At 58.2% G+C, this 20,409-nt stretch carries 15 protein-coding genes and 1 pseudogene; 6 read left to right on the forward strand and 10 right to left on the reverse strand.

Translation table 11 applies throughout. From position 1 onward, the window contains the following. Positions 1 to 13: 13 nt before the first annotated feature. The 4 genes from ACFSM5_RS21125 to ACFSM5_RS21140 all read right to left on the reverse strand — a co-directional run bounded on the left by ACFSM5_RS21125 (position 14) and on the right by ACFSM5_RS21140 (position 11,879). The gene (locus ACFSM5_RS21125) at positions 14 to 1,330 is read right to left on the reverse strand and encodes an MFS transporter (protein ID WP_379878741.1); all 1,317 of its coding nucleotides are present in this window, start codon (positions 1,328 to 1,330) and stop codon (positions 14 to 16) included. A 782-nt stretch (positions 1,331 to 2,112) separates the two neighbouring features. Then, positions 2,113 to 6,285 (reverse strand): cadherin-like domain-containing protein, encoded by a 4,173-nt coding sequence (locus ACFSM5_RS21130; RefSeq protein WP_379878743.1) that lies wholly within the window; start codon positions 6,283 to 6,285, stop codon positions 2,113 to 2,115. Positions 6,286 to 8,307: 2,022 nt separating this feature from the next. After that, entirely contained in the window at positions 8,308 to 9,651 is a 1,344-nt protein-coding gene (locus ACFSM5_RS21135) for an HlyD family type I secretion periplasmic adaptor subunit (protein ID WP_379878745.1), read from the reverse strand. Continuing rightward, positions 9,648 to 11,879 (reverse strand): peptidase domain-containing ABC transporter, encoded by a 2,232-nt coding sequence (locus tag ACFSM5_RS21140; protein WP_379878747.1) that lies wholly within the window; start codon positions 11,877 to 11,879, stop codon positions 9,648 to 9,650. The genes ACFSM5_RS21135 and ACFSM5_RS21140 overlap by 4 nt, the downstream gene beginning before the upstream one ends. Before the next feature lie 369 nt (positions 11,880 to 12,248). Between ACFSM5_RS21140 and ACFSM5_RS21145 the strand changes: the two genes are divergently transcribed. Continuing rightward, a complete protein-coding gene (locus tag ACFSM5_RS21145; RefSeq protein WP_379878749.1) occupies positions 12,249 to 12,503 on the forward strand; it encodes a hypothetical protein in 255 nt (84 codons plus the stop codon). Between the two features lie 160 nt (positions 12,504 to 12,663). On the opposite strand, the pseudogene ACFSM5_RS21150 reads toward ACFSM5_RS21145, so the two are convergent. The 5 genes and pseudogenes from ACFSM5_RS21150 to ACFSM5_RS21170 form a co-directional block, all read right to left on the reverse strand. Beyond that, positions 12,664 to 13,059 (reverse strand): annotated as a pseudogene (locus ACFSM5_RS21150) (transposase); the annotation flags it as partial. A gap of 55 nt (positions 13,060 to 13,114) precedes the next feature. Further along, a complete protein-coding gene (locus tag ACFSM5_RS21155; RefSeq protein ID WP_379878751.1) occupies positions 13,115 to 13,783 on the reverse strand; it encodes a hypothetical protein in 669 nt (222 codons plus the stop codon). 24 nt (positions 13,784 to 13,807) lie between these two features. Beyond that, positions 13,808 to 14,191, reverse strand: a complete 384-nt coding sequence (locus ACFSM5_RS21160; RefSeq protein WP_379878753.1) for a hypothetical protein — start codon at positions 14,189 to 14,191, stop codon at positions 13,808 to 13,810. 2 nt (positions 14,192 to 14,193) lie between these two features. After that, positions 14,194 to 14,559 (reverse strand): hypothetical protein, encoded by a 366-nt coding sequence (locus tag ACFSM5_RS21165; RefSeq protein ID WP_379878755.1) that lies wholly within the window; start codon positions 14,557 to 14,559, stop codon positions 14,194 to 14,196. 649 nt (positions 14,560 to 15,208) lie between these two features. Continuing rightward, complete coding sequence (locus tag ACFSM5_RS21170) at positions 15,209 to 15,763, reverse strand: hypothetical protein (protein ID WP_379878757.1); 555 nt, start codon at positions 15,761 to 15,763, stop codon at positions 15,209 to 15,211. A gap of 165 nt (positions 15,764 to 15,928) precedes the next feature. On the opposite strand from ACFSM5_RS21170, the gene ACFSM5_RS21175 reads away from it, so the two are divergent. From ACFSM5_RS21175 to ACFSM5_RS21195, 5 genes are all read left to right on the forward strand, one after another. Further along, positions 15,929 to 16,549: a hypothetical protein gene (locus tag ACFSM5_RS21175; RefSeq protein WP_379878759.1), complete on the forward strand. Its 621-nt coding sequence runs from the start codon at positions 15,929 to 15,931 to the stop codon at positions 16,547 to 16,549. After that, positions 16,546 to 17,445, forward strand: a complete 900-nt coding sequence (locus tag ACFSM5_RS21180) for a 3'-5' exonuclease (protein WP_379878761.1) — start codon at positions 16,546 to 16,548, stop codon at positions 17,443 to 17,445. The genes ACFSM5_RS21175 and ACFSM5_RS21180 overlap by 4 nt, the downstream gene beginning before the upstream one ends. Positions 17,446 to 17,585: 140 nt before the next feature. Continuing rightward, entirely contained in the window at positions 17,586 to 18,128 is a 543-nt protein-coding gene (locus ACFSM5_RS21185) for a hypothetical protein (protein WP_379878763.1), read from the forward strand. Positions 18,129 to 18,140: 12 nt separating this feature from the next. Beyond that, positions 18,141 to 18,668: a hypothetical protein gene (locus ACFSM5_RS21190; RefSeq protein WP_379878765.1), complete on the forward strand. Its 528-nt coding sequence runs from the start codon at positions 18,141 to 18,143 to the stop codon at positions 18,666 to 18,668. A 178-nt stretch (positions 18,669 to 18,846) separates the two neighbouring features. After that, positions 18,847 to 19,527: a hypothetical protein gene (locus tag ACFSM5_RS21195; protein ID WP_379878767.1), complete on the forward strand. Its 681-nt coding sequence runs from the start codon at positions 18,847 to 18,849 to the stop codon at positions 19,525 to 19,527. Between the two features lie 426 nt (positions 19,528 to 19,953). Here ACFSM5_RS21195 and ACFSM5_RS21200 read toward each other — a convergent pair whose 3' ends face one another. Next, entirely contained in the window at positions 19,954 to 20,325 is a 372-nt protein-coding gene (locus ACFSM5_RS21200; RefSeq protein WP_379878769.1) for a hypothetical protein, read from the reverse strand. Positions 20,326 to 20,409 lie beyond the last annotated feature (84 nt).

Raw genomic sequence — 20,409 nt, forward strand, 5'->3', positions numbered from 1 at the left:
GTTCCCTAAGTTGCTATTTAACGCCATGGTTCGGGCGAAGTAACAGCGGTATCCATGCCGCAGCACAAGCTAGTCCGGCGCAGACCATGAAGCCCTGTCTAAGATCGAGAGACACCTGGTTGCCGGTTGTGCCAAGAGCGGTCACCAGCGCGGCCCCCATGGTGCCGCCGAGCGTTCGGGAGACGCTGAGGAAGCCAGCTGCTGAACCGGCTTGATGGCCCGGACTGGCGCTTAGAACCAGCATCTGGAGGGTCACCACGGCAATGCCCTGTCCGACCCCGAAAAAGGCTGGACCGGCCAGAAGGAACCAGGATGCCGGCGCACATAGGAAGAGTATACCTCCGGCTAGAGAAGCCAGCGCCGCCAAGACCAACTGGCGCTTCGGGGACCAACCCGCAAGGTGATGGCTGGCGACCGAACCCGCGATCGCCGTAGCCCCCAGCATCAGGAGAAGGCTGTGGGTCAATCCGGCTGGCGAGGCAAAGTTGCTTTGCGGGATCAGCGGCAGCAGCGTCCAGACGCCGAAGGCTAGGGCTCCATGCAGGAGGGCAAGCAGTCCACCGATCCAGACGGCGGATCGGCGCAGCAGCCGGAAGTCGATGATTGGGTGCCGGCTTTGGGCCTCAAGTAAGGTCCAGAACAAACCGAATCCCAGGGATGTTCCGAGGACTGCGAGTTGGAGGAATGATCCCCATCCCCAGGCAGACGCTTCTGTGATCGAAAGCAGAAGGGGGACGCATGTGAGTGCCAGCAAGCCGGCTGACAGCCAATTGATTTGCCCACCTGTGCCGTTGGAGTCCGACCGAGCGCAAGTGGCCACCAGCGTAGCAGCTATAAGATGAAGGGCGGTTCCCAGCCAGAATAGTCCCGGCCATCCCAGCCATGATAGGATCGGAGCTACTGCGATCAAACCAACAGCGCCGCCGATTGGAACGACGATGGTCAGGCGGCCGACAGTATGCCGGTCAGCGGTAGCTTGTTCATGGGCCAAGCTGAGAGCCAACGGCAATACGGCGCCCCCAACTCCTTGAAAGAGCCGGCCCAGCAGAAGGATCTCGTGGCTTGTGGCCAGGGCCGATATCAAGCAACCGACCGCGACGATGGTCAGGGTCCACGTTAAAGTTCGCGCTTTGCCATAGACATCGCCGAACCTGGTGATGAGGGGAGTTGTCGCAGTGGCCGAGAGGAGCCACGAAATCAAAACCCAGGCTGTTTGGCCGGAGGTCAGAAGGAGGGAGTGCTGCAGGGTCGGGAGCGCGGCTGGCAATTGAAATTGCAGACAAGCGAAGGCAGCTGTCGCGATTGAGAGCGCCACAGTCAGAAGATTCATTGAGGGCCTGTTCAAACTGAAGGGTGGTCACCGACGCCGGTGGTTCGCCTTCAATTTTCTTTTCCCTTTTCGGTATTTAGGCACGCGATCTGCGTTGAGCACCGCTTGGTTTGTGAACTAAAGGACTGTCTACGAAACTAAAGGCTATTCATTAGCCAGACTTTATGAGCACGACATCGGTTTTCTGATATCGGCTACGATCCAAAAAAGTCGCCGCGGTTTTGTTTTAGCCGCCTATTTTTTTTCTTTGTGAAATTGTTTGCGAAAGCCGATAGGGCCCTGTGCGTCGGTGATTTCTGTATAATTATTCTTGAATCCATATAATATTAAATCTCCTTTATTGTAATTAAATATATCAATTCTGTTAAAAATAAGATTTATATCTGTGGTTTCTGCGGATTTAACGGGTCTTTGCGTGCAGTTATAGTTTTGTATTTCACGATAAAATTGACAAAATAACAAATTAATAGAATTTTTGTCTGATATTTGAAGTGGATAAGATCCTCTATTCCATTCGTATCCATTGTAATGAATGTGAATGCTGTAAAATACAATTAATTCAACTGCATATATAAATGGAGTAATCATTAAGCTTATCAGTATTTTTCTTCGAACTTCTTTAAAAAATATCTTTAGTATAATAAACATCAATGATGTGAGCGTGGTGAATATCACGGTTGTTGTGATCCAAAATACCAACAGCTTATCTCCCAGAGGTAAACGCCACAGGCGTTTAGGGGTTTTCGATAATCGGGCGCTTAGCAATGCCTGAAATGTCGAGGCTACATAGGTTGCCACTCTTCTTCAGCCCGTGGCAGCCAATCCGGTAGTGGCTGGCTCTGAGTGAGCGGCACCTGGTCCAGGGTTTCCGGCACGAAGGCCGCCATGGCTTCGATCAGCAGGGCTGCCTGTTGTTCGACGCTGATGGTCGGGCCATCTTGATGATGGATGGTAACGTCGCCCGCCTTGGTGGTGGAGCCATCCTCGAAGGTTACCTCCGTCTCGCGATGGAGAGCGCCGCCGTCGATCTTGCTGTCGATCCGAGGCGCCTCCAGCCCGATGCTGCTGATGCCGTGCTCGGCCAGGGTCTTGATCTCCTCCGCCTGGCTGATGCCGTCCTGGTTGAGATCCTGCCAGACCTTGAAGTCGGCGAACTTTTCGTCCCCCGCATCCAGCTTGCCGTTTTTGTTGCTGTCATAGGCGAGGCGCACGCCGTCCATATCTGTCTGGGCATCGGGATGGTCGTTTGCGAAGATGATGTCCTCGGACTGGGCCTTGCCGTCGCCGTTGCGGTCCAGCATCAAGAAGCCGTCGCCCTGGTCGACCCAGGCGGTTTTGCTGGCCTTGCCGTCACCGTTCCAGTCGAAGGTGACGCCAGACTTTTCTGCATTGGCGATTATCTCGCCGTCCTTATCGAGATCGAGGATGATTGGGGGAGTGCCGCCGTCATAGCCATGGTCATCACCCGAGCCGGTATCGGCAATGGGTGGGTTCCCCTCATTCTTGAAAGTCAGGGTCGTATAGGCGAACTCGCCATTTTCATCGGTCACTTTGATCTTGTAAGTCGCCGTCCCGACGAAGACGAAAGTCCCCTGTTCATAGCTGCTGTCACCGCCTTCATGCCAGGAGTGCATATGGCTGGCAGCCCAGGTGAAGCCGCCGCTGCCACTGATCGCCAAAGGCGGCTGCGCGTAGCTCCAGCTCGAAATGCCGGTGACTGGATTATTCGTCCCTTTCCAGTACCACTGACCGGACTCGGTCGTGCTCACGACCTGATAGCTGTAGTCGCCGCCATCGACATCGCTGACCGGTACGGTCCCCTTCAGGGTCTGCCCGTCTTCGCCGTTGTAGCTCTTGGAGCTATTGGTCGGACCGTCATCGACCCCCGCCAGCGCGACCACGACCGTGGACCAGGTGAAGCCGCCGTTGCCGTCGGAGACGCGATACTGGAAGCTGGCGTTGCCGTCGTAATCCTTGTCCGGGGTCATCACCACATAGCCGCCGCTGATGACGACGGTATCGACGCCGGTACCCGCCTTGACCGAGGCGATGGTCAGGCTGTCGCCGTCGACGTCACTATCGTTGCTGAGCAGGCTGGAGAGCTTGACCTTATAGACGGTGTCCTCCACCCCGGCCAGCAGCTCGCCCTTCACCGTGGGAGCATCATTCACCGCCGCGACGTTGAGAGTGACCTTGGCCGTATCCGTGCCGCCCTTGCCGTCGCTGACCGTATAGGTGAAGCCAGCGGCACTGCCGTTGTAATTCTGGTCGAGCGTGAAGGTGACGGTGCCCGCACCCTTATCCATCACCACGCTGCCCTTGGTGGCGCCCGACACCGCCGTGATCGTCAGCGCATCGCCCTCTACATCGACGTCATTGCCGAGCAGCTGCTTGAAGGTCATGACCACCTTGGTGTCTTCGGTGGCAGCGATGGTCTCGTTCGCGGCGACCGGGGCGTCATTGACGGCCGTCAAGGTGAAGCTGGCCTGCGCCGTGCTCTGGGCGCCCAGTTTATCCTCGACCAGATAGTTGAACTTCACCACCCCGTTATAGTTGGGCAGCGGCGTGATCTTCACGCCGGTATCGGTCAGCTCGACATTCGCCCCCTCGACCGCCTGCACGCCGACAATAGAGAGCGCATGTTCCTCGAAGTCTGTGTCGTTCTTCAGAAGATCGGCAAAGCTGATGGTGCGGACGGCGTCCTCGGCGCTGCCGGTCAGGGTTTCGCCGACAGCCGTCGGAGCGGTGTTTTTCTGGACCTCGAATGCCACCGTGGCCTTGGTCGTGCCGCCGTTGCCGTCATCGACGGTATAGGTGAAGCCGGCCTGACCGGTGAAGTCGGGGGTGGGGGTGAAGATCACCTTGCCGCCGTCCAGCGTGACCGTGCCGCCCACGGGAGTCCCAACCGCGCTGATCGTCAGCGTATCGCCATCCACATCGCTGTCGTTGGCCAGCAGATCGGCCACCGGCACCTCGAAAGCGCCGGTGCCCTGATAATGGGTACCATAGATCTCGCCGGTCACGGTCGGCGCGTCATTCACCGCCGCGATATCGATCGTGGCCGTCGCCTCGCTCTGTCGGCCGCTCGGATCCTCGACGATATAGGTGATGCTGGCCGCCCCTTTGCCGTTGAGGTTGGCGGTGGGGGTAAAGGTGATATCGCCATCGGCATTCAGGCTGGCCTTGCCGCCGGTCGATCCGGCGATACCGACGATCTTCAGGCTGTCGCCATCCACATCGATATCATTGGCCAGCAGGGTGGCGGCCGAGATGAGGGCGTTGGTATCCTCGGTCAGGGCCAGGGTCTCGCCAAAGGCAACCGGCGCATCGTCGGTGCCCTCGACCGTGAGGGTGACGGTGGCGGTGGAGAAACCGCCCGCGCCATCGGCGATCTTATAGGTGAGCTGAGCCTGCCCGAAGAAATCGGCATCGGGCGTGAAAAGGATATCGCCCTCGGCCGAAATACTCGCGGTGCCGCCGGAGAGGGCCTCGGCCCCCACGATGGTCAGCGTATCGCCATCGACATCGCTGTCGTTGGCCAGCAGATCGGCGGCTTTCAGCAGCAGCGGGGTATCTTCCACCGCATCGGCCGTATCGTCGGCGGCGACCGGGGCATCATTGACCGGCGCCACCGCGACCGCGATATCGGCCTGGGCCAGATGGCCGCTGCCGTCGGAGACGAGATAGCGCAGCACCGCCGGGCCGTTGAAATCAGGCGCCGGGGTGAAGCTGATGGTGCCGTCGGGCAGCAGAACCGCCGTGCCGCCGGACAGGCTCTCGACCCCGACGATGGTCAGGGTGTCACCATCGGCATCGCTGTCGTTGGCCAGCAGATCGGCAGGCTGCAGGATGAGGGTGCCATCCTCGTCCATCTGCGCGGCATCGGCGCCCAGGACCGGCACGTCGCCCACTCCGGCCACCGCAACGGTGACCGAGGCCGTGGCGGTGCCGCCTTCGCTGTCGCTGATGGTGTAGGAGAAGCTCGCCAGCCCGGTGAAATCCGCATCGGGTATGAAGACGACCTTGCCGCCGACCAGCTCCACCGTGCCGCCGACGGCATCGAAGACCGCCGTCAGGGTGGGACTGGTGCCGTCGGCATCGGAGTCGTTCTTCAGCAGGGTGGCGGGATCGAGCACCAGGACGGTGTCTTCGGCCGTCTGCACGGTGTCTTTGCGGGCGACCGGCACATCGGCGACATTGGCGACCTGGAGGGTCGCCACCGCCGTGGTAACCCCGCCCTGACCGTCGCTGACGGTATAGGTGAAGCTGGCGGTGCCGAAGAAATCGGGCCTGGGGGTGAAACTGATGGTGCCGTCGGGCATCAGCACCACCGTGCCGCCGACGGCCGTGCCGACGCCGTTGACGGTCAGTGTGCCGCCATCGGCATCGCCGTCATTGGCCAGCAGATCGGCCGCGCTCAGGATTAGCGCGCTATCCTCGGTGGCGGCCAGCGTATCGGCGCCTGCCGTGGGCAGGACATTGGCGGGCGGCAGGATCAGATTGGGACCCGAGCCTCCCAGCACACCGCCACCGCCCGCACCGCCGCCCGACGCCGTGGTATCGGCAGCGGTCGTGGCGGTCAGGCTCGCCGTGGTGCGGCTCGTTCCCGCCAGCACACCGCTCGCCGCATCCACCGCGCCGACGGTCGCCCCCTGGCCGATCAATCCGATATCGAACGTATGACCCGCCTGCAACTCCCACCCGGTATCCAGCGCAACAACCGGCGCCACATAGGCCTTGTCCGCGGTGATATCGGCAGCGGTGACTTTGTCGATCTTGGGCTTGTAAGGCTTGGGCTCCTGACCGGGGATGTTGAGGTCCATCAGAACCCGGCCATCGATCCACTCTGTACCGTCGGCTTCGTGGTGGAAGGTGCCGATAAATGTCGATAATTCCGCCTTCGAGCCATTCAAGACCTTAACGCCGAATTCGGTTACTTCGGCAACAGTGGGCATCGAGACGGAACTCGCAGCTGCCGCTGCTATAGCTACGAAAGCGTCACGATTTTTTCGGTTTCGACTTTTCCAAAAATCCAATTGGTTCATCGAGGCGTCTTGGAAATACACTCGATGATCATCGGATAGTTTTGTTCCATGATTTTTATCATAACCGAACGTGACGTCAGCCAATGATCGGATTTTTCCGTCTGTCGTCTCGTATATTCCAATATTGTTTATTTTGTTGTTTCCTATGTCTATGCCTCCTTTGAAGCTGTACACAGGATTTAATTCTATTGATTTTACTTTTGCTTTCTTGAGCGTGAGTAGCTCGCCGGTTTGACTTATTCCATCTTGGTTCTTGTCGACCCAAATCCTGAATTTATTAAATTTTTCATCTTTCGCGTCGAAGCGACCGTCTTTATTGGTATCGAAGGCAGTTAATCCCTCTAAATCAGTGGTTGCCCCCTCCATGTGAGCGGCCATTGAGAGTTCTCGTCTTCCGGAAATCTTGCCGTCGCCATCTTCATCAAAGGCCAGCATTCCTGTGTTGGGGCCTGCCCAACCGGTCCTATAGCGATAGCCACTCGCTTCATTCCATGTATATGTGGTTGCACCCATGTTGACGATCTCAATCCCATCGCCAAGGTCCAGCAAAATAGGAGGTACTTCGCCGGTCTCTTCGCCGTCGCCTTTGTTTCCGCCGGTATTGCTGTTTGGGCTTGGGTCAGAGAAATCGCCTGCCTTATTGCCATTGCCCGGAGCTCCCATTGGGCCATGCTCTGAAATTCCATGATAATTATCGTGCCAAAAGCCGCCGACATACGAGCCATTGAATCGGCCAGCATACGCACCTTGGGCTTGGCCGAGAGTGCCAGTAGCTGCCCGACCAATAAAATGGTGTCCTAGGGGAAGGCCGGTCGACGTCATGAAGACGTTACCCATCATCAGATCTGTTACTGTGACGAGGCCGGTATCTCCCCATGTGGGATAGCCGTACGGGGTTAAGCTGCCGATCCCTCCTCCTAGTGGTTGCGCATATCCAATGGGGCCGCCAGTAAAAAAGCCGGCAGCATCTGTTGTGAATCCAAATATTGCGTCTTTATCTAAAGTGATATCAGTGCCTGGAACTCCGCCTTGGGCATTTGTCAATACATTGTAGTTATTTTTGTTACCAGATGCGAGATGATTTCCCATAAATACAGAAAGTGAACCATAGTTTATCATGTCTACGGCAAGAACTGCTGATAGGGCGGGTCCAATAGTTGTCATAAGGTGATTGTTGACTCTAATTACATCGGCTATGATGTTCCCGATGGTGTTTGTTCGTTGTGCAAATGAATTATAGTCTATTCTTATTCCTCCAAACGGATTTGATGCTATGTTTGCTATGAAATCATTTTGAGTTGGATTTACGGTGACTGAATTAGCAAGATTTTCAAGTTGTGGAAATGAATTTAGTATTCCTGGGGAGCTTAATGTTTGGGAGTATTCGACAATATCTGTCATGACGGCGCCGAGAACTTCAGCCCAATAACCTCCAAGGGAGTGGCCAGTTACTGAGATTTTATCGCCAACGAGATTTGATATGCTACGAGTGAAATCAGCAATTGTATTAAATTGAGCTCCGTGCAGGGCGCTAGATACTTCGTTGAGTAAAGCCTGGCCTATTGGGCCAGTGATGGTAGGTTGACCCGCTAAATTAAAGTCGGCCATCAGATCAGCGATATCTGTCGGCTGCGTTCCTGCAATGGCAACTGTTACCTGAGATGTTGAAATATTTTGTACGGCTATCGCCTGAACGCCGGTAGCGCTATTCATCGAAGCCATTACTTCGAATCTGTCTACAAAGGATTGAGCGACTTCGGCGCTAAAGCCGTTTCCCCTGATGGCGTCCATTATTTGAGCATTAGTGGAGGCTCCATTAATGTTCGTATCGTATGCCAATGCTGTCGCAACGGCGTTGTCAACTATAGATTGAGACAGAGATGTCGCCATTGTTTTTCCTATATTTAAAATTTAATGTGTTTGCGGTTTTGTTCACCGCTCTCTTCCCGCTTCATTCACCGCCCGCAGTACCGGCGTCAGGACGTATTCTATCAGCCGCCGTTCGCCGGTGACGATCTCCGCCGTTACGGCCATGCCCGGCGTCAGGCGCTGCGATTGGCCGTCGATGGTCATGCGGTCGCTGTCGAGCGCGATGCGAGCCGTATAGACGAGGCCCTGTTTCTCGTCCTTCACCGCATCGGCCGAGAGGCCCGTCACGGTGCCGGTCAGCAGGCCGTATTTCGTGAAGGTGAAGCTTTCGATCTTCACCTTCACCGGCTGGCCCGCCTTCACGAAGCCGATGTCCTTGTTCGGCAGCTGGGCGCGCACCTCCAGGGCGGTGCCCGACGGGATCAGCGCCATCAGCGGCTGGGCGGCGGTGACGACGCCGCCGACGGTGGCGAGCACCAGCTGCTGCACGGTGCCGTCCACCGGGGCGGTCAGGCGGGTGAGGTCCAGGCGGCGGCGCGCCTTGGTGGCGGCCAGATCGGCCGCCTGCCGCTTGCGCAGGGCCTCGGCCAGTTCGGTATTCAACGAGCGCTCATATTCCGCCTCCACCTGGGCGAGGGTCGCGCGGGCGGCATCGGCATTCGCTTCGGCCTCGCGCTGGCGCTGACGGCGCACCGGCACTTCACGGGCCTGTTCGATCTGCTGCTGTTGCAACTCCAGGAAGGCCATCTCCGATCCCGCCTGCCGGTCCAGCAGCGTGCGCCGGGCCGAAACCCGCCGCTCCAGCAGCGGCAGGATCGCCTCGATCTTTGTCGCTTCCGCCCCGTAGGCGGAGGCCTCGGCCGAGCGTTTGGCGATCTCCGCTTCCGCATTGCGGCGCTTGGCGATCTGTTCGGCGGCACGGGCGCGGATCAGGCTGCGCTGCAGGATCTCCGCCGCCGGTGCCGTGCCCGCGGGCGGAATGAAGGCGGCATCGGGCGCCTCCGGCTTCTCGATCAGCGCGGTCAGGCGGGCGATGTCGAGGGCGGCCAGATGGGATTCAGTTTCGGCGGCCTCCAGGTCAGCCTCCGCCGGTGTGGGGTCGAACTCCACCAGCAGGTCACCGGCCTTCACGCGCTGACCTTCGGTGACATGGATCGCCTTGACCACGGCCGGTTCGGAGGCCTGCACCTGCTTGATTTGGCCGGTGGGGACGATCTGGCCGGTCGCGCTGGCCACCACATCCATCTTGCCGAACCAGCCCCAAGTCCCCGCCGCCACAATGGCCGAGCAGAGCAGCAGGGTCGTCAGGCGCGCGGTGGGCGAGGGCGGCGTCTCCAGGATCGCCAGCAGCCCTGGCTTGAAGGCGGCGATGGAGCGGTCGCTGGCCGTGGTTTCGATGTTCGTCATTCGGCGGCTCCTGTGGCGAGGGGACCATCCCCTGTCACCAGAGGCTCGGCGTCCATACTGGCCTGGGCTTTTAGCAGCTGGGCGAATTTGCCGCCGGCCTTGGCGGAAAGCTCGGCGGGGCTGCCATCCTCGACAATTCTGCCGCCGTCGATCACCAAAATGCGGTCGGCCCAGCGCAGGGTGGAAAGGCGATGGGCGATCATCAGCACCGTGCGCCCGACGCAGAGGTTCTTCAGCGAGCGCTGGATCAGCAGTTCGCTCTCGCTGTCGAGCGCGCTGGTGGCTTCGTCCAGGATCAGCAGCTTGGGATTGCGGATGAGGGCGCGGGCAAGCGCAATGCGCTGACGCTGCCCGGCGGAGAGGGTCGCCCCGCGCTCGCCCACCGGCGTGTCATAGCCGTTGGGCAGGCCGAGGGTCGTCTCATGGATGCCCGCCTGCATCGCGGCTTCGGTGACGCGGGCAAGGCTGGCGGAGGGATCGGAGAGGGCGATATTCTCGCGAACCGTGCGATTGAACAGCACGGCTTCCTGGGGGACGGTGCCGATGCCTGAGCGCAGCCAGCCGGCATCTACCTGGGCGATGTCGATGCCGTCGACCAGCACCCGCCCGCGTTCGGGCGTGAAGAGCCGCTGGCTGAGACGGGCGAAGGTGCTCTTGCCCGATCCGCTGGCGCCGACGATGCCGACCACCTGACCTGCCGGGATATCGACCGAGATCTGGGACAGCACCAGCGGGCCATTGGGGCGATAGCGGAAGTCGACCTCCTTGAAGCTCACAGCACCATGGAGGGTGGCGGGCATGGAGCGGCCGCCGCGATCCACGGCTTCGGTCTTCTGATCCATCACCTCGGCGAGGCGCGAGACGGAGACGCGCATCTGCTGGAATTCCTGCCAGACCTGGGACAGGCGCAGGATCGGCTGCGCCACCCGGCCCGCCAGCATGTTGAAGGCGATCAGCTGGCCGACCGACAGATGTCCGTCGATCACGGCCCCGGCACCCACCCACAGCAGCAGGACGGTCACGATCTTGCCGATGCCACCGACCAGGGCGGCGCCGGTCTGGCTGATCTGCCCGGCCTTAAAGGCGGCTTCGGTGGAGGAGGCGAGCTGTTCTTCGAACTGGCGCTTCAGGCGCGGCTCGATGGCCATCGACTTGGCGGTCTCGATGGCACCCAAAGTCTCGATCAGGAAGGCCTGATTCTCGGACTGGCGCTGGCCTTTGATCTCCAGACGGCGCTTGAGGATCGGGGTGATAACCGCCGACACCAGGACATAGATCGGCAGGGACGCCAGGACGATGCCGGTCAGCAGCGGGCTGAACATCCACATGACGGCGAAAAACAGCAGGGTGAAGGTACCGTCGACCATCAGCGTCAGGGCCGATCCGGTCAGGAAGCCGCGCACGCCTTCTAGTTCTTTCACGCGGGCGGCGACGTCACCCACCCGGCGGGCGGCGAAATAGCCCAGCGGCAGATCCAGCAGATGACCGAACATCCGTCCGCCCAGTTCGGCATCCAGCCGGTGGGTCGTGTGGCTCAGCAGATAGGAGCGCAGAGCGCCCAGCGTGCCCTCGAACAGGCTGACCAGCACCATGCCGATCACCATCACGTCGAGGGTGGTGAGGCTGCGATGCACCAGCACCTTGTCGATCACCACCTGGAACAGCAGCGGCGAGATGAGGCCCAGGGTCTGCAGCAGAACGGAAGCCAGCAGCACCTCGGAAAACAGGCGCTTGTATTTGGCTGCCAGACGCATGAACCAGCCCGCCGCAAAGCCCGACGCGGGCTGCGTTCCTTCTCCCGGTTTGCCCACGAGCACAAGACGTCCGCTCCAATCACCCAGGAAGGCAGGTGCGGGCTGCACGGCCGGGCGTTCGGCACCGGCGGGCATCACCAGCACCCGATCCCCTTCGACCTTCGCCAGCACGACGGCCGACCCATCCCGCATCAAGGCCAGGGCGGGTAGAGGAAGTTTGGGCAGTTTGCTCCAGCGGGTCTTGACGGCCTTGGCGGTCAGGCCTGCGCGCTTGGCAGCGCCGACCAACTCATTCGATCCGACGACCTCGGGCCACCCGGCTTCCGCAGCAAGGCGCTGTGCTTCAAGCGCCACCCCCAGGGTTGCGGTCAGCAGCGAAAGCGCTGCCCAAGGACCATAAGTCAATCGATGTTCGTCGGTATCGTTTGCGACAACCTTATCCGCAAAAGCGGTATCAACCTCTACCAACGACATCTGAAGAATCCTGCACACAGTGGTATGCAGGACGGTCGCGGATCGGTTGCATAAGAGTCAATGAATACATGTGTATTCATCTGGTATTTGAGATGTATTTTTAAAACTTGTTTGTTCTCAATCGCTTGATTCTAAATTGTTTTACGCAAGGTCGTTAATCCGATGGAGTTGCAATCCGCGCATATCGCATATCAGTCATGCGTATTGTGCATCCGATCGCGGTATCAAGGTAACGGTGATCGAGTCGCGAAATGCTTGCGTACATCTTAAAATGAATTATTGACGAAAATTAATATTCTGATTTTGTAATTATTAGTGACTGGGATTTTTGCGAATGCTCAGCTTTAAGATAATTAGGAAGATGAAAAATTGACACCGACTGATTTGCCTGGATTTTATATTCAGGACATTGGCGATTTCCTGACAACCCCAGCAGTTCGCATTCGCTTCCTGAAGGACGCGTTAGCATCCGGGGACGAAAAGATGATGGTCTATGCCTGCTTGGTGCTCAGGCGGATCCTGGAGTTGCCAGTTCGGCAGGAAGCTACTCCGACAGTCAGCAATCTGATGGAGATCGCTTCGGCGCTGGGTGTCCAATTGACTGTCACGAAGTCTAAAACCTAGCAGCAAGCGATGTGGATATCACCGGAGCGAAAGATGGCACCGCCGCAACATCATGTCGAGGTCGTATGCTTCAATGGACGATCGCGGTCGGCGCCAACGGCTTCTGCAGGCTCGCCTCTAGCAAAGTCATGGGCCTCAGAGGCCAACAGCGAATACAGAGTTAGGAGCCTGCGGGGTTAACCGCGAGGCCAGGATCGACATAGTCGCTGCCATCGCGCAACATGGCGAACATCTGGACCGCGAGTTTGCGTCCAACGGCAGCCATGACCTTTCTACCAGACCGACTGGCTGCGAGCTTCTTGCCCCAATTGCCGAGAGCCGTTTCCCGGACATTGCCATAAGTCAGCCGCATGGCAGCTTGGCACAGCAGCGTTCTGGTCATGATGTCGCCACGTCTGGAGATGCCTCTGGGGCCAACTTGTTTGGTGCCTGTTCGCGATAGGCGAGGGGCAAGGCCGAAGTAGGAGGCGACCTGGCGGCCATTGGCAAAGCGGGACGGATCGTCGATAGCCGCGGTGAAGGCGAGGGCCGTCAGGGTGCCGACGCCTGGGATAGACTGAAGTCGTTTTGCTGCGGGTGATTCTCATGGCTTACGTCCTTGGTATGCGAGATCACGAAGCCGGGGCGACGGGTTTCTTCTTCGGCGGAGTCTTGACCGGCGGCTTCGGAGGCGGTGCCGGTGGGGTGGCTGCCGCGATGAGGGCGGGTTCGGCCCCCACGATGACCTGGTTCAGGGCTTCCACCAGGGCGGGATTGTCGGCCTCGAGCCGGTTCTGTGCGGTCTCATACGTGGTCTTGGAATAGCCGTATTGGGCCGAGCCCGAACCCAGGATCTTGCCGGTGGCGATTTCCTTCAGATCCATCCGGATGGCTTCCTGGATATCGATGCTGGTGGGGATCGCCGCACCGGCGATGGCGCCGACAAAGGGGATATGGGCCAGGCCGATCGACGCCGCGCCCTTGGCGACCCCAGAACCGTTGTTTGAGACGCCGCTGTCGCGGCTGACGGTCAGCACGTATTTCACGTTCGAGGTTGAGAGTGCGACCGACGGCAAGACGGTGAAGCAACCGCTATTGCTGGCGGTCTTCTCCACGGCTTCGACGCCAGGCGCGCGGCCGTGGTCGACGACGATGGTCGCGCGTATGGCAGAGCAGGTCCGCGGTACGACCTGGGCGACGGCCGCTGGTGTGGTGGCGGATGTTGTCGGGGCGTCGTTTCCGGGCACGCATCCGGCAAGAAACAGGGCGGCGGGAAGTGGAAGAGCGAGGATATTCTTCATGGAGGGGATCTTTCAGGAAAGGGTCTAATCGGCTGCTGCGGGTGCCTGGGCCCATTCGTCATTCAGGGCGGCCAGGGTTTCGAGCAACCGGAGCAACTCGCTGTCGGTCTCGGCATAGAGTTGGAAAACGTTGAGTTCGGCCGCGTCCACGAGGATCGCCCAGCCCTCGGGGAGCAGACGGCGTAGGCCCTCGACCACGAAGTCACTCCCGATCACCGGCAGGTCGATGAACTCGACGACGAAACCGCCGTCGGAGTGGACGGTGATCGAAAGTTCGAGCACGGGCGCGTAGTTGTGGAGCGGAGGCATGGGGGTGCTTTCGGGCAGACCTGGAGAGGCCGCTGGTTGCAGCAGTTGCGTCGTGTTGGGATCGGAAGGAGCTGGCGCCGCCGAACAGGGCGGCGCCAAGCTTAGTCGATCATTCGGATTCGATCGGAGACACGTCGCCAGGCCCGGTGTGTGACGAAGGCGATCAAGCCTGGAATCAGGGTGGCTGCGACCTGCGAAACCGGATCGGCTTCGAGGGCCCTGGCAATACCGAAGCCCGCGACCGCCCACAGGACAGTCGAGGCGCCGTGCCAGATGCGTTGGCCGATGTTCGAGCGTGTGACTAGGTGGATCGACAAGCCAAGGACGACGAACACGACGATGCCGACGGCCACATGCTGGAAGAGTCGCGCGGCGCCGTACGCGAGGGCGGCGCTGACGACAATCCGCTCGAAAAGCATCAAGCGATCGCCGGCGCTGATGTCGATGACTTCGATTTTGTCGTTCATGCCGGACCTCCCGAAACCAGGAGGACACGCAGGCATAGGCGAGTGGGCCGCAAAGTGGCCTGAGGGGATGTGTACATCTTTGTTCCCTTGCTACAGGGTGGGTCGCTCCGAACGGATGTTCGAAACGAGCGGCAGCTATAAGCACAGGGCAACCCACCTTGTCTGACGCTGCGGGGTTGGAAACCGCAGGTCAGCAACGGTCAGGTGGGATCTTCCGGGGAAGTGTTCTGTGCGAACGGCTGGCCGCTTCAGTGAGCTTAAAACGGGGGCGGGTCCATCGCAATCGCGGGTTGCGACATGGACAAGTTTTAAGGACGCCTTCCGGCGTCTCTTTGTTTTCTGAACAACACCCGTACTAACGCCGAAAGCTCGACTGCCATGTCAGCGCTGTGTTTGCCAACCGCTATCGACGCCAAGCCGAACCGACCTGGCGTCGGGCGGTTAGCAAGCGAACAAAGTACGCCCCCAGCCTTTTCCAATGATCGCGCGGTTTTGGACGCCTCACGAACAGCTTGGTGTTTTATGGGCTAGGCCGCCCGACCAAGAGGTAGGGCTGTAGGTCTTTGTTCCGGTTGCTAAGCCGTAAGTTCTGGCTAACACGCCTCGGTCCGGCGTGCAAGGTGGCGCGCGTCCCGATTTCAGGCAGGCATCACTGGATCAGATCGTCCCGTAAAAGCGCCAGCATCGCGTCTAAATCGAGCTTCAACATCGGCATGGACGCGCGGATCCGCTCGAAGGTCAGATCCAGGGCGCCCGGGCTGATCTGTCCACTGAAACGCAGCCACTCGAGGCAGAGAATGGCAACGCCAAGCGAGGGCCGAAAGATCGGTCGGAGCGCCAACGGCACGCGCTTGACCATCAGTTTTTCGGCTCGCACCTCGGATAGCTCGATTTGGGCGCTGTCACGCTTGCTGCCGAGCAAGGCGCGCTCGTGGGTTTCGAATTCGAGCTGCCGAGAGCTGGGCGGCCCGAAATAGGGGCGACACAGGATACTCCCGCGGCTAGTAGGTCCACACTCGTTCAAGCGCAACCCCTCTGCCAGGATGTCGAGCGGCAGCGGATCGTTCAGCCGGACGGCGCCGACCTGTGCCGGGCTGAACGCGCCATCGTCGGCGCGGTCGAGGCTTAAAAAGAACGTGATGTCGGTCAGGTTAACGGTGAGCGGAGCGGAGGTGATCAATCGGACTGGCGGGTCGAAAAGCATGCAGAAGCCTCCTGGATTGGGAAGGAGGCGCAGGTGGTGCTTAGCTTGAGATCGTCAAGGCCGGACGGGCCTGAAACCGAGCAAAATTGCGGGTTTCAGAAAGCTGAACCTTGAAGATTAGGAATGTTAGCTTAGATGCCCGTCCCCAGAATGGAGGGACGGCATATGAGGTTTCTACGCCTGGTGTTGAACGACCCGAACTCTCCCCCGCATTACCCGATTACGGGCATCGCGGTCCTGAACGCAGACATCAATCGGCCGGTGCCTGGGGTGGTGGATTTTAAGGTGTTGTACGGGGCCGAACTCACCGATTCATTCGAAGTAATGTGGGACCATTGCACCGAGCCGACGATGTTAAGCCACGACTATTCGACGGCAGAATCCATTGCCAGGCTCCGATTGAGGTGGCTGGGGTTGAGCGGGCGATCAGCCAATCCCCGCGCGGTCTTTCTGGGGGACCGGCTTCCGTCATTCGGCGTCAGCATTTCGTCCCTCTACGAACTGGCCGCTTTGATCGGTTTGCCGGTTGAGCCGGCGTTCAGCAATGACGGGCCCAACAGCCGGGAGAAACTCTTGAGATGTCTGTTGACGTCTGCTGCGCTTGAACTTCTGCTCATGAAGAATGGGCGCGAACGGATGAGTGCGTTTTTAATCGATCTCTGTGCTGGCAATGGCCTCGAAGGGCCGGACCAGGACATAGGGCGGGCCTTTGCGGACCAGGCGATTGAACAGATAAGATTTATTCGATGGCAACCGCCTCAAGATTGTCGGGAGATCGAATTTTGAGTGATGACATCGCCGCAGCCCGGGCCCTCCTGGAAGCGCAAGGCTGCCGGGTTATCGATCGGCTTGAGCCCCGGGCGAGCTACGGCGACCTCGACTCCGGCGAAGAGGTCGGCCAACTGGTGTTGATCGATTCCGAGACGACGGGTCTCGAAGTCGAAGCCGACGAGGTGATCCAACTGGCGATGGTCAAGCTCGAGTACGGTCGATCCACCGGCCGACTTGGCCGGGTGCTTGGTACCTTCGACAGGTTGAGGCAGCCCTCGAGGCCTATCACGCTGGAGATTACGAAGCTCACCGGCATCACGAACGAGATGGTCGCCGGCCACCGGATCGATGATCAGGAAGTGGCAGCTTTCCTGGGGGGAGCGGCTCTAGTCGTGGCCCACAACGCCAGTTTCGACAGACCGTTCACGGAAAAGCACTGGCCAGTATTTACGGACGTCGGCTGGGCGTGTTCGCTCACCGAAATCGATTGGCGGTCCGAGGGATTTGAAGGGTCGAAGCTCGGCCATCTGGGCTTGGCATCGGGCTTTTGGTTTGCGGGCCACAACGCGTTGAATGACGTATGGGCGTTGGCTGAATTGCTTGCTCGCCCGCTACCGGTGACTGGCGATCTGGGGTTGGCGGCCCTGTTGTCGCATGCCCGTCAGCCGGTCTGCCGGGTCTGGGCGGTCGATGCGCCCTATGAGGCGAGGTTGATGCTGAAGGCCAGAGGGTATCGATGGTCGCCGGGGGAGAAGGGTGCACCGCGGTGCTGGTTTAAGGATGTGCCGCGCGTTGACCTGGAGGTCGAGGAGCTGTTCCTGGTCGATGAGTGCTTGGCACCCGCAGCTAGTATGCGAGTTGTGGCGGTTCCACCCCGGAATCGATATTCAGCTCGCGCCATAGTCGGTTAAGCGATGGTGCGGAACTTGAGCGGACAGAATTTATATAGATCAATAAGTCATTAAAATTACTAACGTTTTTCAAGGTCGACTCTTGAAAGTCGACAGCTTGAGCGAATCTGTGAGGGCCTCTCTTAGCAAGGAGCTGGTCTTTGAAACTGAATGATTTGCCCGATCGGGCTCATGTTTCCGCGCACTTCGCGGTTCGCGCAGGTGCTTTCGTCACTATGCTGGAATTGGAATCGATCCATGGCGCACTTCGCCTGAAGCGTATCGTTTCTAGGCGATACTCTGGTGTGGTTCACTCGATTGAACCGCAGGAGAATCTGGTTGTCGCGGAGGCGCTTGGCGGTTCAGGCGCTATCGTCCTGCACGAATCGACGCCCGATGCTGATCGTGCGAGGCATGATCGCAGGGAGCTGATGCGCCGATCTCATCCCGGGGCGGGGCAAGTCGAGACCCTGATCGCCGCTGGCCAACGGATAGCCTTGAGATCACGGGAGCCGAAGATCGCCTCTTGGCCTCGCGCGCAGAAACTTGGGCTCGGCGCCGCGCTCGGATTGGCGTTCTTGACGCTGGACTATCTCTACAGCCGGGGGCGGCTGACAGCTGAAGGCCTCAGGGCCTCGATGATGTCAGTCGAAGAATTGCTGGATGTCGAGCCGGTGCGCCGGCGTGCGCGTCAGGCCGCTTAGGGGAGGATCGCGATGAGCTATGAAAGCATTAGACTCAGGTTCGCGGTCCCGACGGTCAAGCCGGAGGGCGTGTTGTCGATGGAGGCGCGCCTGAGCAAAGGCGGTGAAGCCTTCCAAGTGAAGGACTTCAGCTTCCAGGCCATGCCCGATACGACGGAAGTAGACCGTTTGGTCTCTGCCGTTTTATCGGCGGGTATCGGTGCAAGGGCGATGGTCGACCAGGTACTAGTTGACGTGAATGTTGTCGCGGATGAACGGAATGACGAGTCCATTTGGACGACCGTGTTGCCGATCGTCGGCAGCAATGGGGTTGCGGTGACAGAATGCCGCCTTTCCGTTGCAGGGTTCCTCAAGGGGATCAGTTTCAGCAGGCCTTCGGGATTGGCTGGCGAGCCTCTGTGCCGGTTGCTGTCGGCGTATATTTTGATGCTCCGTCTGTTGGTGCAGATGGGTTACCTCAGCCGTCAGCAACAGGAGCATACAATGCTTGAACTGGAGGCCTCTCTCTTGTTTGATGGCATTCGAGGTTTAGCCGCCTAAACTATTTGCGACATTGCAGCCGCTCCTATGGGGCGGCTGTTTTGCTTTTTGCTGAAAGCCAGGATGTAAAACTTTATACCTCGCCCTGGCTTTCGGGCAATTAGCTTGGGTTTTTGTTCCTATGAGTTTCCTGACAAAAATTATTAGGTCATGTGTTCGATTTGGTCGGTACGTGCTCATGGGTAAAGCATTGCCACCCATCAAAAAGGAACAAGTGCTGAGCCTGTGTATTGTTTTCGCTTCTTGCGTGGCGGCATGTTCATTTTACGTCGGTGTTGTTGGTTGGCTGCAATATGGCGGTTGTTTCGCCGATGAGCCCTGCTCACTGTTTTTGGTGCCGCCTCAGGTAAGGCCTTATTTCATCGCATTCTTCCCGCCCGTAATCTGCGTTATTGCGTGGCAGTTTTTCGAACGGATTCTGTTTCGAATTTTGACAGTTTTCGCGATCGCGATGGCTATGATTTGGTTCTTTAGCCTGAGCTTCGATCCGATATACGCCTTAGTAGCTTTGGGCGGCACGACGATTATGACGGTGGCGTCTTTGGTGACGTTACTGATGCAGATAGCCGCCCAATACCGTTGGTTTCAGAATCACCGGTCGCGGATCGAAGAGCTTTTTGATCTCCAATGGGTTCTTTTCAGCCTGAGCTTGGCAGTTTTAGGCGCGGCAATTGCGATCGCCAAGGCGGCGAGAATTGATACGACTTGTTTGCTCCGAGAGTGTGAGATTCTCAGGAGCATTCCCGATCGAGATCTATTGGATTACGGGATCTCGATTATGTGGATTTACCTCTTCAGTAGCTCGCTTCGGCTCGCGAAAAATCTTTCCAGGTTACTGATCGTTTCACGCGCAAGCTGATAGTCATTTTGCCGGTTATAATTTGGTGTCGCTCCGCATGGTTTTCCCATTTGGGAAATCGGTGTGCTAAGCGACAATTTCCGCTTCTAATTTTGCAAGCATTCCGGGTTTCTGAATAGGCTGATTTGACATTCAATTTTGTAATTGTTAAAATAAATTTGTGCTTCGATCTTTAATTTTTTCAAGCATAAATAAATTCAATGGCAGTTTCGAAACCTTATCAAGGAAAATAAAGTCGATTATTAGGAGTGGTGACCTCGAGTCTGCCGTTGATCTAAAGCTTTACGTTGATTAGAGACAAAGATCCGCAAAAGATCGAAACAACCACGTACTAAAATCCGAAATTACCATTACCCTTTTTTGAGCATGAAAAAACGCGACCGTGAAGGCCGCGTTTTCTTTAGATATTTGATCGAGGCGAGCTGATTAGGCGGCTTTCGGCAGACTTTGCTGGGACTTTATGATCCCTTTGAGTTTCGCGATTTCCTGACGCAGATCTTGGATGATTTTCAGGAGTGCGATGAGGTCGTTCTCCAGGTCGCGTACTCTGATGGCCGAGCTTTTTTCCTCGCGTTTGGGCTTCTGGAAGAAAAGAGACCCAAGCGCTGGAAAGCGCTTCTTGAGTTTTCTGATATGGGGTTCGCTGATGCCGGTTTTGGCATGAGCGTTGGCGACGGTGCGATCTTGAGAGGGCAGATCTCGGATAGCATCCGCGATCCTATCAGCAGACCTTTGCGATTTGATCAGGCCGGTCTTTTGGTTTCTTTCTTCGATACCATTGTTGCGTTTGATTTTCATGCTTTGGGTCCATGCCGTTACTTTCCATGTTCAACAAACTCTCGGGCATTGCGCCCCGTATTTGGGTGATCACTAGGGCATGAT

Source organism: Lacibacterium aquatile, assembly GCF_042683105.1.
GTDB lineage: Bacteria > Pseudomonadota > Alphaproteobacteria > Elsterales > Elsteraceae > Lacibacterium > Lacibacterium aquatile.

Coding starts and splice junctions, on each gene's coding strand:
- ACFSM5_RS21125 (WP_379878741.1), bottom strand. CDS start 1,330: ATGAATCTTCTGACTGTGGCGCTCTCAATCGCGACAGCTGCCTTCGCT.
- ACFSM5_RS21130 (WP_379878743.1), bottom strand. CDS start 6,285: ATGCCCACTGTTGCCGAAGTAACCGAATTCGGCGTTAAGGTCTTGAAT.
- ACFSM5_RS21135 (WP_379878745.1), bottom strand. CDS start 9,651: ATGACGAACATCGAAACCACGGCCAGCGACCGCTCCATCGCCGCCTTC.
- ACFSM5_RS21140 (WP_379878747.1), bottom strand. CDS start 11,879: ATGTCGTTGGTAGAGGTTGATACCGCTTTTGCGGATAAGGTTGTCGCA.
- ACFSM5_RS21155 (WP_379878751.1), bottom strand. CDS start 13,783: ATGAAGAATATCCTCGCTCTTCCACTTCCCGCCGCCCTGTTTCTTGCC.
- ACFSM5_RS21165 (WP_379878755.1), bottom strand. CDS start 14,559: ATGAACGACAAAATCGAAGTCATCGACATCAGCGCCGGCGATCGCTTG.
- ACFSM5_RS21170 (WP_379878757.1), bottom strand. CDS start 15,763: ATGCTTTTCGACCCGCCAGTCCGATTGATCACCTCCGCTCCGCTCACC.
- ACFSM5_RS21175 (WP_379878759.1), top strand. CDS start 15,929: ATGAGGTTTCTACGCCTGGTGTTGAACGACCCGAACTCTCCCCCGCAT.
- ACFSM5_RS21190 (WP_379878765.1), top strand. CDS start 18,141: ATGAGCTATGAAAGCATTAGACTCAGGTTCGCGGTCCCGACGGTCAAG.
- ACFSM5_RS21195 (WP_379878767.1), top strand. CDS start 18,847: ATGGGTAAAGCATTGCCACCCATCAAAAAGGAACAAGTGCTGAGCCTG.
- ACFSM5_RS21200 (WP_379878769.1), bottom strand. CDS start 20,325: ATGAAAATCAAACGCAACAATGGTATCGAAGAAAGAAACCAAAAGACC.